The 17,601-nt window shown below is 39.8% G+C and carries 15 protein-coding genes and 3 pseudogenes; 14 read left to right on the top strand and 4 right to left on the bottom strand.

Annotated elements, in window-relative coordinates; all coding sequences use genetic code 11:
* Window positions 1-250: 250 nt before the first annotated feature.
* Window positions 251-589: pseudogene (locus myaer_RS18195) on the bottom strand (tail length tape measure protein); the annotation flags it as partial.
* Between the two features lie 343 nt (window positions 590-932).
* Here myaer_RS18195 and psbA point away from each other — a divergent pair.
* On the top strand, window positions 933-2,015 hold the full coding sequence (gene psbA / locus myaer_RS18190) for a photosystem II q(b) protein (protein WP_046663108.1): 1,083 nt from the start codon (window positions 933-935) through the stop codon (window positions 2,013-2,015).
* 477 nt (window positions 2,016-2,492) lie between these two features.
* On the opposite strand, the gene myaer_RS18185 is transcribed toward psbA, so the two are convergent.
* On the bottom strand, window positions 2,493-2,819 hold the full coding sequence (locus myaer_RS18185; protein WP_046663107.1) for a hypothetical protein: 327 nt from the start codon (window positions 2,817-2,819) through the stop codon (window positions 2,493-2,495).
* 1,007 nt (window positions 2,820-3,826) lie between these two features.
* Here myaer_RS18185 and myaer_RS18175 point away from each other — a divergent pair.
* The 6 genes from myaer_RS18175 (at window position 3,827) to myaer_RS18150 (ending at window position 9,490) form a co-directional block, all read left to right on the top strand.
* Window positions 3,827-4,252, top strand: coding sequence for a phenylpyruvate tautomerase MIF-related protein (locus tag myaer_RS18175; protein ID WP_201262005.1), 426 nt, complete (start codon window positions 3,827-3,829; stop codon window positions 4,250-4,252).
* Window positions 4,253-4,275: 23 nt separating this feature from the next.
* Window positions 4,276-6,282 (top strand): lipoxygenase family protein, encoded by a 2,007-nt coding sequence (locus myaer_RS18170; RefSeq protein WP_046663104.1) that lies wholly within the window; start codon window positions 4,276-4,278, stop codon window positions 6,280-6,282.
* A gap of 161 nt (window positions 6,283-6,443) precedes the next feature.
* On the top strand, window positions 6,444-6,968 hold the full coding sequence (locus myaer_RS18165) for a hypothetical protein (protein WP_149039039.1): 525 nt from the start codon (window positions 6,444-6,446) through the stop codon (window positions 6,966-6,968).
* Window positions 6,943-7,182 carry a hypothetical protein gene (locus myaer_RS18160; protein ID WP_201262004.1) on the top strand — a complete coding sequence of 80 codons (240 nt, stop codon included), beginning with the start codon at window positions 6,943-6,945 and terminating at the stop codon, window positions 7,180-7,182. Before myaer_RS18165 ends, myaer_RS18160 begins: the two co-directional genes overlap by 26 nt.
* Before the next feature lie 192 nt (window positions 7,183-7,374).
* The gene (locus tag myaer_RS18155) at window positions 7,375-7,809 is read left to right on the top strand and encodes a hypothetical protein (protein WP_201262003.1); all 435 of its coding nucleotides are present in this window, start codon (window positions 7,375-7,377) and stop codon (window positions 7,807-7,809) included.
* 70 nt (window positions 7,810-7,879) lie between these two features.
* Entirely contained in the window at window positions 7,880-9,490 is a 1,611-nt protein-coding gene (locus myaer_RS18150) for a hypothetical protein (RefSeq protein ID WP_046663100.1), read from the top strand.
* A gap of 595 nt (window positions 9,491-10,085) precedes the next feature.
* Here myaer_RS18150 and myaer_RS18145 read toward each other — a convergent pair.
* A complete protein-coding gene (locus myaer_RS18145) occupies window positions 10,086-10,325 on the bottom strand; it encodes a BrnT family toxin (protein WP_046663839.1) in 240 nt (79 codons plus the stop codon).
* Between the two features lie 290 nt (window positions 10,326-10,615).
* Here myaer_RS18145 and myaer_RS18140 point away from each other — a divergent pair, with 290 nt between their 5' ends.
* The 4 genes and pseudogenes from myaer_RS18140 to myaer_RS18125 all read left to right on the top strand — a co-directional run bounded on the left by myaer_RS18140 (window position 10,616) and on the right by myaer_RS18125 (window position 13,693).
* Complete coding sequence (locus myaer_RS18140) at window positions 10,616-11,242, top strand: IS607 family transposase (RefSeq protein WP_235614769.1); 627 nt, start codon at window positions 10,616-10,618, stop codon at window positions 11,240-11,242.
* Window positions 11,214-12,452, top strand: coding sequence for an RNA-guided endonuclease InsQ/TnpB family protein (locus tag myaer_RS18135; protein WP_046661938.1), 1,239 nt, complete (start codon window positions 11,214-11,216; stop codon window positions 12,450-12,452). Before myaer_RS18140 ends, myaer_RS18135 begins: the two co-directional genes overlap by 29 nt.
* Before the next feature lie 62 nt (window positions 12,453-12,514).
* A pseudogene (locus myaer_RS18130) lies at window positions 12,515-13,385 on the top strand (IS630 transposase-related protein).
* Window positions 13,386-13,459: 74 nt separating this feature from the next.
* Window positions 13,460-13,693, top strand: coding sequence for a DUF2442 domain-containing protein (locus myaer_RS18125; RefSeq protein WP_103672745.1), 234 nt, complete (start codon window positions 13,460-13,462; stop codon window positions 13,691-13,693).
* A 93-nt stretch (window positions 13,694-13,786) separates the two neighbouring features.
* On the opposite strand, the pseudogene myaer_RS18120 reads toward myaer_RS18125, so the two are convergent.
* A pseudogene (locus tag myaer_RS18120) lies at window positions 13,787-13,885 on the bottom strand (IS630 family transposase); the annotation flags it as partial.
* 348 nt (window positions 13,886-14,233) lie between these two features.
* On the opposite strand from myaer_RS18120, the gene myaer_RS18110 reads away from it, so the two are divergent.
* Genes myaer_RS18110 through myaer_RS18100 form a run of 3 tightly spaced genes read left to right on the top strand, consistent with a single transcriptional unit; the run spans window position 14,234 to window position 17,581 of the window.
* Window positions 14,234-15,244: a permease gene (locus myaer_RS18110; protein ID WP_046663099.1), complete on the top strand. Its 1,011-nt coding sequence runs from the start codon at window positions 14,234-14,236 to the stop codon at window positions 15,242-15,244.
* Between the two features lie 24 nt (window positions 15,245-15,268).
* Complete coding sequence (locus myaer_RS18105; RefSeq protein WP_046663098.1) at window positions 15,269-16,060, top strand: TIGR03943 family putative permease subunit; 792 nt, start codon at window positions 15,269-15,271, stop codon at window positions 16,058-16,060.
* Window positions 16,061-16,102: 42 nt separating this feature from the next.
* Window positions 16,103-17,581 (top strand): hypothetical protein, encoded by a 1,479-nt coding sequence (locus myaer_RS18100; protein ID WP_046663097.1) that lies wholly within the window; start codon window positions 16,103-16,105, stop codon window positions 17,579-17,581.
* Window positions 17,582-17,601 lie beyond the last annotated feature (20 nt).

Raw genomic sequence — 17,601 nt, 5'->3', positions numbered from 1 at the left:
TTTTAGGCTACATTGCCCCAGATTAACCAAAGTTACCCCGATTATCTTGGATGCTAATCCTACTGATTCTAGCCTGACCGGGGGAAAAATCAATTTATTAAAAGGTTAAGAAATCAATCCCCGCCAGGCCACAGATCAAGGTTAAATTAATCTTTCGGTGAAATTAGATCTTTTAAATATCTAGACTTACCCGTTGACAAAAGGCCATAACCTGTGCTGTGGGGGAGATTCAAAGAATTTGTGCCGCTCGCTACTGGCTACAAATTAAGGAAACCCCTAATAAATCTAACGCCTTTTTTGGCAGAGAAATCGGTCGATTTATCTTAGAAAAACGATAACTTCCCTCTCTAATCATACATTCTACCTTATTCAAGCAAATCGTCTCCAAGTCCTCCAATAAAGTCCGAAAACTATGCCTAGGTATGTTGTCTTGATTCCGTTTTTTTCTCTCCTTAGATTGCACCGATTGACTGCGACTGATTTTAATCACATTCAGGGAACTATTATCAATTTCTTCATCTTCAAAGAATAAAGCAGCTAAGGACTGTTTTAAATGCCATTCCACATAATAAGCTAACATAAATAAAAAGAAAAGAACGGTTAGAAACTTTTTCTACATACATGACTAGCATTTTAGCAAATAGGCTCCATCCCTGACCATTAATAAATCCTACAATAAACATGGATACATCAAGAGATGTTAACGGGTATATCCATTGATGGACAAGGGTTTTTGGCTATTGTAGTAGATATAAATAGTGGAAGTTCCGATAATTGGGACTTGAAGCCGAAAACTGAGATATATAAGCCCAACTTATCATTTCAACAAGTAATACTTTTGTCAAACCCCTTTACAAACCGATACAAACTCTCTAAGATAGAGACATCATCAATCAATCGTACCTCGATAACTTAATAGGAATCATAAACCAATGACCACCACTCTACAACAGCGCGAGAGCGCTTCCCTGTGGGAGCAGTTCTGTCAGTGGATCACCAGCACCAACAACCGTCTTTATGTCGGTTGGTTCGGTGTGATCATGATCCCCACCCTGCTCACCGCCACCACCTGCTTCATCATCGCCTTTATCGCCGCTCCTCCCGTAGATATCGACGGTATCCGCGAGCCTGTAGCTGGTTCTCTACTCTACGGAAACAACATCATCTCTGGTGCTGTTGTTCCCTCTTCCAACGCGATTGGACTCCACTTCTACCCCATCTGGGAAGCTGCTTCCTTAGATGAGTGGTTATACAACGGTGGTCCCTACCAGTTAGTCATTTTCCACTTCTTACTAGGTGTCTTCTGCTACCTCGGTCGTCAGTGGGAACTGTCTTTCCGTTTAGGAATGCGTCCTTGGATCTGTGTAGCTTACTCTGCACCTGTATCCGCCGCTACTGCTGTATTCTTAATCTATCCCATCGGACAAGGTTCTTTCTCTGATGGTATGCCTTTAGGAATCTCTGGAACCTTCAACTTTATGTTCGTGTTCCAAGCAGAACATAACATCCTGATGCACCCCTTCCATATGTTAGGTGTGGCTGGTGTGTTCGGCGGTTCTCTGTTCTCCGCGATGCACGGTTCCTTAGTAACTTCTTCCTTAGTGCGTGAAACCACTGAAATCGAATCTCAGAACTACGGTTACAAATTCGGTCAAGAGGAAGAAACCTACAATATCGTTGCCGCTCACGGTTACTTCGGACGTTTAATCTTCCAATACGCTTCTTTCAACAATAGCCGCTCTCTGCACTTCTTCTTAGGTGCATGGCCGGTAATCGGTATCTGGTTTACCGCAATGGGTGTTAGCACCATGGCGTTCAACCTCAACGGTTTCAACTTCAACCAGTCGATTCTCGATTCTCAAGGTCGTGTAATCGGTACTTGGGCCGATGTGTTAAACCGCGCTGGTATCGGTATGGAAGTAATGCACGAGCGCAACGCTCACAACTTCCCCTTAGACTTAGCTAGTGGTGAACAGGCTCCCGTAGCTCTGATTGCTCCCGCTATCAATGGTTAATTCCTAGTCTGAACGAAAAGGCACTCCCGCGAGGGGGTGCTTTTTCGTTGAGAAGGGAGGGTTGACAATCACCACCCTAAAAGTGCGGTGATTCTTGGGCTGAATCTTGCCTCTACTAGCAAAGCTAATTTTGGTCTTAAAGTTTCATGTCTAGTCCGACTACACCTTTTACGGCAAGCACTCTTAAAGACTACTCTCCAAGCGTAAATTTCTGTGTGTCCCACAGTATTTAATTGTTTTTCGCTTTTACCATGTGGACTGACGATGAAAGCTTTTGTACCAGTGATGGTTAGAGATTTAGGGATTACGGAGTGTCGCTTGTTTCCTGCGTTCCCAAAGTCAACGACTTAATTTCATGTTAGGATAAAGTCGCCCTAAAGGGCGAGGTTTTAAACCCATTTTTTCTGATAAGCGGCGGCGATTATGGCTATGAGAGAATAAAAGACAGTTCTGTTATACGCCGCAATCATTGATCTTTTAAAAGTTCATATTTATCCCCCAATGTGAAAATTGGCGGTCTTTGTAGGCAAGGGTAAAACTGGATAAATAATCTTGACCGTCTAAATCGAGATTAAAGGCAGAAAAGCAGACGTACAGACTACGTTTATCAACGGCGACAGAGCAACTAAAAATTTTACTGAGAGTATTGGGGGTCAGTCCAGTTTGTTGGCTAAGAATGTCTAAGGTGCAGCGAGTGTTTTGTTTTGTTTCCCAATTCACTTTAGCACGGTGCAGTTTTTGGTAGCCGATGGATGTTAAGATTACGCCCCGTTGGCGAGAAGATTTACCGTTTGACTGTTCCATAAGTTGCCTCATCAACATAGAGATTAGCAGAATTTTCTGTTATGATAATCAATGGGGATACAAAAAATTACTTTTTTTACAAGATTTAAAGTTTGCACTAGGAGTCAGGATTTTAACCTGGTGAATTCGCTGATGATTCTCCTTGAACAGTTATTATGTACTTAAGTAGGGTTTGCGGCAAAAAGTTTTTCGTGGGGGTAGGGTGTGGGGTGTAGGCTTCGGCCGTGAGCTCAGCGTTCGACTGAGCGTTCGACAAAAGCTCACGCCGAAGTCTCGCCGAACGTCCGAAGTCTCGCCGAACGTCCGAAGTCCGAACGGGTCTAGGGTGTAGGGTTTTACCCGTTTTCAGAGGGTCAAATTAATTTTCGGGGAAAAAGTCCCTGAATTTTCCCCCGATCACTCCCATATTTGGTACTTTTTGATTGACAAAAAGCCTAAAAGTCTTACCCAACAAGGTTTTTAGATTTATTCAGCAAGCCCTAAGTAAGGTTATTAAAATTGGAATCCTGGAATAAAATCCGAAAGTTCTCTTGGGTGAAGTGTTTGTCATGGGTTAAGACCTTTTTTGATGTGGATCGCGGCTCTTGTGATTTTGGGGATGAAGCCAAAGTTTGGGGGGTCGGAGAGTGGAGAGATTGTCAGGGTATTTTGACAAAGCTTGGGCTTAAGTTGGTAAAGTTGGGGATTTTTCCCAAGTCAAGGATTTTTGCGAGGGAGTGGATGGGCTGGAGGTTAGGTAGGGTAAGGGTTTGGGGAATTTTACGAACTTTTTCCTTAAGTTGGTAAACTTTGGTTGTGTTGGAAAGGAAAAACGATTACAGTGACAAGAGTTAAAGTCTAGGTTTTAAGAAAGAGGATGTTGAAGGTCTAATGCGATAAAAACAGTTTCCAAAAATTTTTATCCGAGACCGAAATTTTCTCGTAGTCGGGTGACTTCTTGGTTGTTCTCGGCTGTTCGATTCGCCATTTACCCATACTTTACTAAGGGGAGGATTTAGATGCCATTTGTGAGGATTGAGACCAATCATGACTTTGAGCGGGATGTGATTCAAAATGTCATCACTCAGGTTACGGAGCAGGTTCATATTAACAAAGGGGATCCGAAGGAGATGATTTTGGTTGTTGTTAACACCAAAGTCAATGTCTCCTTTGGCGGGGATTACGATAAACCAGCGGCAGTAGTCCAACTTCTCAGTCTAACTATGTCTGCGGAAGTTACCAAAAAACTGACAGAAAGCATCAGTGATATTTTATTAGAAAGATTTAGTGTACCAGCTAATCGTATGTACATCTTCTTTCAGGAATTTACTCAAATGCACCTAGTTGGTTGGAATCGTAAGATTTTTTCGGAAATCTTAGGAGTTGAAAGATTAGATTCACCAGAACTAGCCCAAAAACGAGCGGAAGCGCAACAAAAAAACCCGTCGAAATAAAATTAGCAGGAGGAATCTCACAAATGAGCAACTTTATCCAAAGAATTCTTTCTGGCGAATTCTCGCTGGAAGAATATGCAGATACCGAAAAGGAACGTCTCGTCTATGAATTGATATCCCGTTTACCCGTTAGTTCTCTGTTAAAAGTCAGAGAACAGTTAAAGGGAAAGGTAGTTAGTGAATCCTATAAGGTAATAGGTAAAATCACTCATCCTGACTCAACAATACCTATCCCTGGTTTAGAAGTTGAGTTATGGGATCGCGATCTTTTCGGGATGAAAGATTTTTTAGGTAGTGGAATAACAGTTCGGGATGGAAGTTTTGAAATCTTTTACGATCCCAAAGCGGCTGGATTGGGTGATGATCCTGATTTGGAATTAAGAATTTTTGATCCGACTCAAACTGTTATTGTCGAGGGAAAATCTGTTAGAAGAAAGAACTTGATTGAAGTGATCAAGGGTGCTGAGAACGTCAAAGAAGCAGTTTATAATTTTGGGCAATTGTCAATCTCTTACTATGAGTATGATCCAGATTATGCCCAATATTTTCCTTATTGTGTACCTAAATCTATTAAGCATGATTTTGTACCTGAAGCTCTGGCTATAACCTTAGAATCTGTCGCTAAATATGGCAAGATCACGGATGCAATAATTCAAAAAAATCGGAGAGACCCCAGCAAACCATCTTATGATGAGATCCAAAAATCATTCCCAGAAACACTAACCATCATTTTAGAAAAGGAAAAGCCAGGTTTTACCAGAAGTGATGAATTCTTTGGAGATAGGATGTTAAATGGGTTTAATCCTGTTGTTTTTAAGAAAGATAAAAACAATCCTCTTCTATACACCACTTCTTTTAATGGTGAAAAATTTTCCCTAACTGGTAAGATAGATTTGCCAAATTATAAGGTCAAATTTGAATTAAAAAACGAGCAACTCTTACCTGTTGAAATTACGCTCCAATTCCGTGAAAATAATTCCACCAAGCCGAATCCACCATTAAAAGAACCCCAAACTTACAGGCCTACCGATGGGAAAAAATGGTTGCAGGCTAAACGAGTTGTTCGTGCTACTCATCTGGGGGTTTTAGGAGAAGTGAAAGCTCATCTGAGCCAATGCCACTTTAATATGGAGCAGTATTCGATCTCTTTGTTGAGAAATGTCCGGAAAAATCCCCTGCGCGACTTATTATACCCTCATCTGAAAGAAGTAGTCCATATTAACAATTTTGGTCGCCGAATCTTGATGGATCCCAAAGGAGGATTTTTCGCTAAACTTGAGCCTATGCCCATCATTCCAGATATGTTGAAATGGGTCAGGTCAAATGTGGGAAGTTACGATTGGACTGATTGGCAACCCAGAAAACCCCTTTGTGAGTCACATACTTACGCCAAAATCGGTAACTTATACTGGGATATTCTGACCACTTATGTCGATTCATTTTTTGACGAGCATCGTGACGGAATAGTCAGCAATTGGGATGAAATTTTCAGGTTTTCCGAGGATTTAGTTCAACATAGTGTTGCTCATGTTGCTCTGACGATGGAGCAGGTAGATGATGGAGATGAATGGTACGACTTAAATGAGATTGATCATTCTTCAAATCCTCGTCGAGAGGTTAATGGAGAAATCAAAGCAGTCCGACCGATTACTTCATCGACAACAGCAACTGAAAAAGATATCGCCAATCTTAAACAGGTTTGTAAATACGTAATTTATCAAACCACCTATTGGCATAGTTGTATTCACAATGAGCATAATCCTGAGTTTGGCGAGCTAAAATACGGCAATCTCTTAAGGAATGGCTCAATGGCTGATGAAGATGATGAGAGTGTAATGCCAGGTCAGGAAGCAGCCAGTATTATTCTTGGTGCTTCTAATATGCTGACCAATTTCAAATACGGTTACATACTCAAAAATGAGGATGGAGACATTCCGCCTAAGTTGATTGAATTGGTTGCCAGCAAAAAAGCAGAATTTGAAAAACTTGGATTCGATCTCAACACCCTGCGTTCGAGATTGAATAGCTAAAGTTGAGGTATCGGAACAGCCATCTGAAGTAATTCCAAATAATGACTGTTCCGATCCTCCCTATTGACAAATGTTGCCGATGCAAAAAGCGAGCAAACACAGTAACTATTTTCGGGTTGGAACGATTAAATTATACCTGATCTTCAATAATCAAGGAGAAAATGATGCCTGGTACCAATAAGATAAATATGGGATATGGACAATGGATCTCTTTTACAGAAGTGAGAGTTGTCCCCCTTGATATTGACTATTTCTGGTCAATGTACGACGATTTTTACGCTTTTCTTAGTTCATTAAGTGGGCGTACAGACGTACGAAAAGAAATAGGCTTTGGAAAGCCTGACAACAGCCCAGGTGCTATTGTTAGTTTTAACTTTGAGGGGATGAGAGTTTATGATCGTTTAGTAATGAATGATCGGGTAAATCATGTGTGGAAATTAGATATACCACAAGCGACTGAGCTATTTACCCTCTACCAGGTCACTGTTAGTGCGAGGAAGATTGATAAGGGCACAGAAGTTACCAATGTTCTTGAATTCGTCCTGCGAAGCGAAAAACTAGAGGAGAGACAAGCAGCCCTTGCTCTTTTACAAAAATTCGCGGCATTGCGTCCGTCTGAGCTACTGGATTTCCTGAAAAAAAGAGATGGAGAGAAATATCATGACCATGTGCTTCCTCAGTCATAAAATTCGCGTTATCCTGACCGAACTGGGTGCAGTAGCGACTGAACTGGATACTCGGATGACATATCCTGAAGCGAAGGCATGGGCCGAGGCGTGGATGCAATCAAAAACACCGCTTGCAAATAAGGACATTGCAGCAGCCATTGTTTATGCGGTCACTCAACCACCGCGCGTCAACGTCAATGAAATTTTAGTCCGACCAATAGATCAACAATGATCGTTTTTTGCTCTTAGGGACTTGCGTAGGAATAATATCCCAGCCAGAAAATCGCTCTGTAGAAGAACCAGACCAGCCAGATGGTACATTATCAAAGCGCAAGTCCCTTAGTTCAATTCTGAATTTTAATGAATCAAAATTACTTCCTATTCTTTCGCTAAAAATCAACAAACGATGAGTAACTTAGTACCCTTGACAGAATCGGAAATTAGACAGCTTGTGAACGAGTTTTATGCAAAACTTGATGCTCATGCCCTGGTAGAAGAATACATAGATTTATTTGCCTTTGGTGAACCCGATCTAATCCTCCAATTTCCTGGCATTAAATTAACCAGTTGGGAGCAGTTTAAACCCTGGTATGAAGGAACTCTCAACGAGTTTTTTGATGAAGTTCATGCTGCCGAAAAAATTGAACTTACAGCTAACGATAAACAAGCAGATATCAAGGCAGTAGTCCATTGGGAAGCTAGTCGATGGAAGCCACCAGCTGCTCATAGTCAAAGGATTGTTGCGTCTGTCGATCAAAGCTGGGTTGTGATTCGTTCCCCTAAGACACAGAAAGCTGTATTTAAACAGTACATTGTTCACAAACTAAATTATCTTAATAGTTCTGCCCAGTCAAAATAAGCATTTTGAGAACTGGGTAAAGATTAATATGGCACATTAATGACCTGTAACACAGTAGGTAGGATAAATCATGATTACTAAAGTTGGCATTTTACTCGTTCACGGTATTGGTGAAACGAAGAAATTTGAAAATATAGAGGCAATTGCTAGTAATATTGCTGCTGCCTTACTTTCAGATCCATGTCTCAAAGTGCGGGTGATTATCAATGACAGTGACGATGCAGAATATAGAGCTAGTCAGCAAACTTGGTTAGCTAATGACAAAGAACCCCTTGTTATTGAAGTTACAAAGCATGATCCTAATGATCAAAATAAAGTCATTAAAGTAACAGAATTAATCTTCAGTGAAGCTTGGTGGGCTGATCTCGGTAAAGCGGATAGTCTCTTTTCCCAACTCTCTTTTTGGAGATGGGGGCTGTCGTTGTGGTCGAGAGAACAATATTTAGGAAAAAAGAACAAAAACAAACAAAAAGAACAGGGATTTTTTGAGGACGACTTCGGCACTCTCAATCAAGTACACTTGCCAACAACTGTTTCAACAGATAAAACACCGAATATACCATTATTTGGTCGTTATAGCTTTTTTGTAGTTTCTTGGGTTGTGCTTTTGATTCAGCCCTTGCTCTCTTTGTTAAGCTTTGTTCTTCGCAAAATTTTGGCATTTGATCTTCGTCCTGATGTTTTAGTTCAGTATCTGGGTGATATTAAGAATTATCAGGAACAAAAACGGGAACCAGACGGAGCAGGATATTTAATAGATATTGGTCAACCACTACGGATTTCGGTTCGCAGACGCATGATCAAAGGGCTAGTAAAAATGAGACTAGCCAATTACGATAGATGGTATGTTTTGTCTCATAGCTTGGGAACCGTTGTTGCTTTCAATGGTTTGATGGAACCCGATGCAGTTTTACCAAATTATCTCAACGAAAATCTATGGGAAAGATGCAAAAAGTCTGGCATTGCAACAAAAGGTACAAATTTTCTTACACAAAAACAAGCTGACAATATGTTTCCAAGTCGCCCGGCTTGGCTAGATTTGGATGATATTATTTCTCGTAAGTATTTATTTGAAAATCTCAAAGGGTTTATGACCTATGGATCTCCTTTAAGTAAGTTTGGAGTAGTTTGGCCAGCTATCGTTCCTATCAATAAAGATAACTCGATTTTTTCTGCTGACTTTGAGTGGATTAATATTTACGATCCAACTGATCCTGTAGCAGGTAAAACTAAGTATTTTGATTTAGTAAACTACGGTGGGAAAAAGCCAATCGAAATAGCTTATAAAGCTGAATTAATTCATTTATTGAGTCATATTGAATATTTGACTTATAATTCTAATCGAAAAAATCCCTTGGTCAAGCAGGTAGCATATTGGTTGCTAGAAGGAGATAACTTTAAACAACCCCCAGAAAAAAATTTTTGGGGATGGCCTAACGAAAGTGTGGCAAAGTTATATACATATATTCGTTATTTGATATGGCTTTTAGCTGGATTGTTTATTTCTTGGATATTAGGCTTGTTTATCTCTTGGCAATTACCTGATTCAATTAAGAATGAGTTTACTCGATCTACTAATCTAGATGTTTCTAATTTCTTGATATATTTTTTGGGATCGGCCGTTATTGTTTTTTTGTTTGGGATTTTTGTTCGATTATGGGATGATAATCACTCTGGGTAATAAGCCTATAAATACTAAGGAACTGCCAATCTTTGGGGTGCGATCACCGATTGCGTAGGGTGCATCCCATGCAGCTTTTACCTTCTTTAAAAGACTTTAATCAATATTGCGATACGCTACGCTAACATATCCTACATCATTCATTGCCAATACTGTCGGGAATTGTGGCGAGCTTTATCGTACCCCAATCAGTCCTTCCTCTGGAGACATTGTAACATCAATCCCTGGCATCCTTAAACCTTTGGCGATCGCATTAGAAACCCTTTTATCCAGTGCGATCGCTGTCTTCTTGTTAATTAAACTTTAAAACCGCGATCGCCTACGCAAACCCATCCTACAATTGCTTGAACTATCAAAACACATTAGCAAGGTGGTAACTGAAAATGACCAGCGATAATCCCAGGAACGGTAATATCCTCATCTAATTCTGACGTTGTCAGATCAGAATAGGAAAGATGCAATGCAGGCTCTTCTGGTTTCTGTGTGGAAACGAGGTCTATACTGATAGAATATCCGCAAAATAGTCCTAAAAGTCTTGCCCAATAAGCACTTCAGGATTCCATAAGCAAAAATTATCACACAAAGTCGAGAAGAGCTATTTCGTTGCCTTTCTTGCAGAAATAATACGAGTGTAATCCTCACGTTCAGTATGGACAACGGCAATAATTCGCCCTTTTAGTAAACCCAATGTCACAAAACGCTGCTCTCCATAATCGAGACGATCATCTTCAACCGTTATAATGTCCCCATCGAAAACGGCGGGAACATCGGCAAAATCTATACCGTGTTTACGAAGATTAGTAAGTCGTTTTGCTTCATCCCATCGGTATTCCATAACTGAACGACTGTTACAACTTTCAATTATATTCATAATAATCCTATGCGGTATGGGTTGTGTTTAAAACAGCAGGATTGGCTGTTTTTCAGTATCTATCGGTTTATTGCTGAAGGTCTTTATCGGTCTGATTGGGGTGCGACAATGATCGCCACAATTTCCGACTAGAATAAAGAACTAGCTACTCTCAATGATTACGAATTTGACTGAATGCCAACGGTATAGTCATTTAAAATAAGTATTGTAAAGTTTTATAAAAAATATATGCAAATAACTGCAAACAACTGCTAATGTGGTTAGTACAAGTTTACATTGCAGTTCATATAAAACTATCAGATTATGCTAAGAAAAAAGGGAGCAGTTATGACACTGCTTGGAGAATGTGGAATCGAGGGCAGTTACAAGGAGAACGTCTTCCTACAGGAACAATTATTATTTTTGAAGATGACCGTTCTTGCGGTGAAAATAAAGTAGCTATTTATGCGCGAGTTTCTAGTTCAGAAAATCAATCTAACTTAGAGACTCAGGCAAAAAGATTGGAAGCTTATTGTATTGCGAAAGGCTATCAAATTGTTCGAGTAGTTAAAGAAGTAGGAAGTGGAGTCAATGATCATCGAAAGCTATTATTAAAACTTCTAGAACAAACTGATTATAATTTGATTGTCGTAGAACATAAAGATCGTTTAAGCAGAGTAGGGTTTAATTATCTGAAAGTTCTTTTAACTCAAACAAATAGAGATATAGAGGTCGTTAATCTAGCAGAAGAAAGAAAAGACGATTTAAGGCAAGACTTCGTGAGCATAATTACCTCATTTTGCGCTCGATTATACTCATTAAGACGACGAAATAGAAAGACAGAATGTTTAATTAAATGCCTTGAGGAGAATGATGAAATTAGTTCAAAAACATCTAATTAAATTTAATCACAAAAATTATTCAGTAATTGATAAATTAGGATTTTTATCGAAGAATCTGTATAATTGTGCTGTTTATTTAAACCGTCAAGTTTTCTTTTCACATCAACCATTTTTAACAATGACTGAGTTACATCATGCCTTAAAAATGAGTCCAGATTATCAAGCCTTACCCGCCAAAGTAAGTCAGTTAGTATTAAAGCAAGTAGAAAAAACCTTTAAATCCTACCAAAAAGCGAAAGAACAATACAAAAAATCGCCAGATAAATTTACAGGAGAGCCTAAGTTGCCAAGATACAAAGACAAGGAAAAAGGTAGAAACGTTTTAACTTATAACTATCAAGCCATTTCTAAAAAAGCGTTGAAGCAAGGTTTAATCAAGCTATCAGGGACTAATTTAGAATTTAAAACTAATTTAAAGGAAGTCTTAGAGGTCAGGATTATTCCTAAATTGGGTGCTTATTGTTTAGAGATTGTCTATGAACAACCATCCTCATCAAGTCAAGAGGGAGAAAGATATGCTTTTATCGATTTAGGCTTAAATAACCTAGCTGCTGTTACCTCTAATATTCCCGAATTTCAGCCAACTTTAGTATGTGGAAAAGCCTTAAAATCCTGCAATCAAAAGTACAACAAGACACTAGCTAAACTCAAATCGGAATTACCCAGTCTCCAGAAGACCAGTAAAAGAATACAAGGTTTAACTTTAAAGCGTAATTGCCAGGTGGATTATTACCTCCACACCGCTAGTAAATATATTATTGATAAATTACTAGCTCATCAAATTAACCTTTTAGTTATTGGTCATAATCAAGGCTGGAAACAAAACATTAATATTGGAGATAGAAATAACCAGTCATTCGTAAATATTCCTCATTCAAGGTTTATCGAACAACTTACCTATAAAGCAAATTTAGTAGGAATAGAGGTCAAAACAACTAATGAAAGCTATACCTCTAAATGTAGTTTCTTGGACTTAGAGTCTATTCAAAAGCAAAAAAGCTATTTAGGCAAGAGAATTAAAAGAGGACTATTCAGAAGCTCGTCGGGTTATTTCTATGGAGCAGATATTAATGGTTCCTTAAATATTGGAAGAAAGGTAGTCGGAGAGGCCGCCTTTAGCGGGAATCCGATAGAGAGGTTCGTAGTTAACCCAGTACGGGTCAAAGCGTACAAAGCTAATTCTAGATGCAATATTTGCGTACAGAATTAGTAACTATGATACAAGTAAAAAATAGGGTAAAATAAGGAGAAACAAGCAACCCATACAGAAAAATGTCCTATAGCCTAGACTTGAGAAAAAAAGTAATTGATTATGTATGGAGGAAGCATAACCAAAGCCGCCGCTATATTTAATATAGGAAGAGCCACAATATATAGATGGCTAAGTAGGGAAAAACTGGAAGCAACAAAGGTAAAACACCGTCAGAGAAAGCTGGACTGGAAAGCACTGTCAAAAGATGTCCAAGAAAATCCCGAGGCAAGATTAAGAGACAGAGCCGAGAAGTTTGGAGTGAGACCAAGTGCCATTTGCTATGCCTTAAAAAAAATGAAAGTTACCAGAAAAAAGAAGGAACTTCGTTATAGAGAAAGAAACCGAGAAGAAAGAATGAAATACTACAGAGTGCTGAGAGAATTGATTAAAATATATGGAAGTGAAAGCCTTGTGTTTATTGATGAGTCAGGATTTGAAGAATTTCAAGCCTGCTTTTATGCCCGATGCACAAAAAGGGAAGAAAGTATTGGGAGATAGACAAGGAAAACGAGGAAAAAGAGAGAACCTTGTCGCTGGGAGAAGAAAGGGAAAAAAAGACTTTATTGCACCGATGGTATTTACGATAAGCCTGAATGCCGAAGGTTTTGAAGGGTGGTTATCTTTATATTTATTGCCCTCTCGCGCCCAGAACATCAGTATTAATTATGGATAATGCACCAATTCATCGGAAGACAGTCATTAAACAACGGCTCGGCTGAGTTCGCCGAACGCCTGGTAGAGGAAGCAGGTGATCAGGTAGTGTTTTTGCCAAAATACTCTCCTGATTTAAATGATATCGAACATGATTTTATTGCATTAAAGAGGGCAAGAATGTATGCTCCTGTGGGGACACCCCTTGATGAAATTATTCGTACTTATTGTGTCGCCTAGTGTCTCGTTCTTATTTGAAATAACTATAATTAGAATAAGGAGTGCTTATCGTGATTTCCACAACCGTTAATCCCATGATGACCATTGAGCCTGCTGCCATTCGAGCCTGGGCAGAAGAGCGCATGATATACGTTGAACTCAGTGATGGACGTATTATCGGGGTTCCTGGCGATCGCTTCCGTATTTTGAAACAAGCAACGAATGAGCAATTGGCGGCGGTTAAGGTTGAAGTAAATGGCTATGCTCTACGGTGGGAAGAATTAGGGCGTTGTCAAATTGAAAGATGCTCCGAATCAGCCCGGAACTGAAATTACTTTGATAGCAAGGATTGCATTGCTTATTGGGGCTCTTCTCGACTTTGTGTGATAATTTTTGCTTATGGAATCCTGAAGTGCTTATTTGGCTCTACTGACTTTCACCTGTGTCTTTTCATACAGTAAGTCCGATAATTCTTCGAGAGTTGCATCATTGTTAGCTTCGATGATTTCTATTACCCTAATTGCTGATTTACTAAAAGGTTTGTCGATTCACCTTCACCGTTGGAGTTCTTTCCCTCCCACCCCCGTTGATGCTTTTTACTACTCCCCTTCCTCTTAGTTGTAAAATACCTACACCTGTCAGAGTGGGGGGAGTGGGGAGAAGGGAGAATAAATAAAAATAATCTCCCGACTCCTGAATACTGGCTCCCGTCTCCTGTCCCCTGATAACTGGTCACTGATAACTGATAATTGGTCACTCGATCAGATATATTAAAAAAATGTTAAAAAGCCGGGGAGCGGACTGATGAACCTTTTTCTAGGGTTCCTAAGTCTTTACCCCTAAACCCCCAATTCCCAAGGCGAGGATAGATGAGTCAACTACAAAATGCCTTTACCCTATTCCTGAGCCTGTTGGTGGAAGCGATGCCTTTCTTGCTGCTAGGGGTGATTCTCTCTAGTATTCTTTTAATATTTGTCGATGAACGTCGCCTAGTTGCGTTGATGCCTCGCAATGCTATTTTAGGAGCATTTGTGGGAGGATGTATTGGGTTTTTGTTCCCCGTGTGCGAGTGTGGCAATGTACCCGTGGCGCGACGTTTACTTGTGCAAGGAATGCCGAATGCAGTAGCGGTTAGTTTTCTCTTAGCAGCGCCAACAATTAACCCGATTGTTATCTGGTCTACTTGGGTAGCTTTTCGCGATCAACCGGAAATTGTTTTCTATCGAGTTATCTTTTCCTTGTTCATCGCTACGGTTATCGGCATTATCTTTAGTATCCAAAAAGATCCCCGACCACTCCTCCAAACCTCTTTGGCAAAAAGTCTCAATTGGCAACCGGAAACACCGGAAAAAGAATCTATCCCACTACTACTACAATCCGGTTCTTTTCTGATCGGTAATTCTGGGCAAACTTTGCGCTTAGACGAAAGTTTTGCCGCTACTGCTGTCCTACCGGCAGTGCAAGCAATCCCGATGAAAAGGCGCTGGTTAACTTTTCTGGAAAACGTGGTGATGGAATTACGCGAATTAGGAGGAGTGTTAATCTTAGGAAGTGCTATAGCGGCCGGTTTACAGGTGTTTGTTCCCCGGGAATTTGTGCTTAATTTGGGTCAGGATCCGATTACTTCGATCTTGGCCATGATGCTGTTAGCTGTCATTGTTTCGATTTGTTCCACGGTTGATTCTTTTTTTGCTCTCTCCTTTGCCTCTAGTTTTACCAGTAGTTCCCTGCTGGCTTTTCTAGTGTTCGGTCCAATGATTGACCTGAAAGGTATTGGTTTAATGTTGTCTATTTTTAAACCGAGAATGTTAATTTATCTCTTTGCTTTAGCAGCGCAAATGACTTTTTTACTCACCTTGGCTCACAGTTATTTATTTTAGTTCAGTCCCTGGATATTTTTGCCCATGAATTCATCACGTCTAAAAATAATCGCCACCCAATTTATCGATATTATTGCCCTAATCGGTTGGGGTTCATTACTATTTAAATACTGGATAACTGGACAGTTAAATTTACTGATCCATCCTAATTATTTTATTCTGGTTATCTTCACCAGTATTGCTTTATTTGTCCTGGGAATAGTCAAGCTTTGGACATTATTAAAGCAGTGGCAAAAAAAGACTAATTTAGATAGTAACGATCAGCGATCACATATTACCATTCTTCCCCAACATTTTGGCTCAAGTTTATTAGTAATCACTGCCATTTTAGGACTATTTATCGCCCCGCAGCCCCTCAGCAGTCAAATCGCATTACAGAGGGGAATTAGTGAGTCTTTACCCCTAACTCGCTTGCAAACTCAATCCTTTGGCACTACCGTTAAACCGGAGGAAAAAAGTTTAATTGAATGGGTAAGAACTTTGAATGCTTACCCCGAACCTGATGCCTACACGGGACAACCGGTAAAAGTCACAGGTTTTGTGGTACAATTGCCCCAATTGCCCGATAATTATTTATTAATTAGTCGCTTTATTCTTACCTGTTGTGCCGTGGATGCTTATCCCGTGGGTTTGCCTGTGAAACTATCAGGAAGTCGCAGTCAATATCCCAATGATACTTGGTTAGAAATCACCGGAGAAATGACCACGGAATCCTTACCCGTAGAGGTGGGAAAATCAACCACCAGAAGACAATTAGTAATTAAGGCTAAATCCGTGAAACCTATACCCACTCCTGTGGATCCCTACGGATATTAACAGTTATCAGTTATCAGTTGTTGTTCTTAACTATCTACTATAATGCTGAAAACCTTACAACTACAACCGATTGATAAATTAGCGATAACATTAATTGTATCCCTAACCTTAGTAATTGGTGGCTTAATTTGGTTAGGTAATAGCTGTGGTAATCAATGTCTTTTACAAACTGGTCCAAGGGTCAAGGAATTTAGCTGGGAAAATCGAGAAATTGGCGCGGAAGATCAAGCATTTATTATCACTTTTGATCGCCCCATGGATCATGCTAGTGTAGAAAAAAATCTAGTGATCGATCCTCCGCTGCCGGGGAAGTTTAGTTGGGCCGGAAGACGATTAGCTTATACCCTCACTTCTCCCATTCCCTACGGAGAAAAATATCATCTGCAAATTGAGGGTGCGCGGGAACAATTTCGCAGCGGTAATCGATTAGGACAAACCCTGGCAATTTTTGAAAGAGAATTTAAAAGTCGCGATCGTGCTTTTGCCTATATTGGCACTAATGGGGAAGAACAGGGAAGATTAATTTTTTATAACTTGACCGAGGAGAAGAAAACCCTCTTAACCCCCGCAAATTTGACCGTTATGGCTTTTGAATTCTACCCTGATGGTAAAAAAATCCTCTTTTCGGCCGTGGCGAAAAATCGGGGGATAGAGGGAATTCGTGAACTGCAGCTTTATCAAGTTGATAGCAGTCAATCCCCTGCAAAAATTGAGTTAGTGCTAGACAATAAAGATTATCAAAATAATCATTTTGATTTAGCTAAAGATGGGGAAACTATTGTCGTGCAGAGAATTGAGCGCCGCAATCCGATTAACTTCGATTTATGGGCAGTTAAATCGGGGGAAAAACCCCAACAATTAAACATTCAAGGTGGCGAATTTTTGATCGCACCTGATAGTAAAACTTTGGCTGTCACCCAGGGGGAAGGAATTGCGCTTTTGCCCTTAAAACCCGAAACAAAACCCCTGGATTTTTTACCAAAATTTGGGCGAATTTTGAATTTTTCTGCCGATGGTACGGCCGCAGCAATGGTGAATTTTAATACTGATAATGCCAAAATGCGTTATATTCGATCGCTTTTTTATGTCAATAATCAAGGATTACAAAAACGCTTACTCAATCTACAAGGTTCGATTATAGATTGTCAATTTAATGCCACTGGTAGCGATTTGTATTGTTTGTTAACCGAGTTAGTTACTAACAGTCAAGAGTACAAAGAAAAACCCTATTTTGCTAAAATAGATGTGAAGACCGGTCAAGTGACTCCCCTACTGGAATTAGCCGATTATCGTGATATTCACATTAGTTTATCTCCCGATAGTTTAGCAATTATTTTTGATCAACTTCGCACCAGTTATGATACTAATCCTACTAATCCCTTGACTACCGATTCGGGAGAAACAATTATCGGTGGTCGTTTGTGGATGTTAATTCCTCCCCTACAAGATGGAGTGAAAGCAAGTAAATCTGATTTAATTGAATTACCTCTAGCTGGAATTCGTCCCCAGTGGATGCCGTAGAATTTCATTATTAACTTGGG

The organism is Microcystis aeruginosa NIES-2549, from assembly GCF_000981785.2.
Taxonomy (GTDB): Bacteria; Cyanobacteriota; Cyanobacteriia; order Cyanobacteriales; family Microcystaceae; genus Microcystis; species Microcystis aeruginosa_C.
The sequence above is the reverse complement of the archived record's forward strand: the minus strand, read 5'-3'. Positions and strand labels throughout refer to the sequence as shown.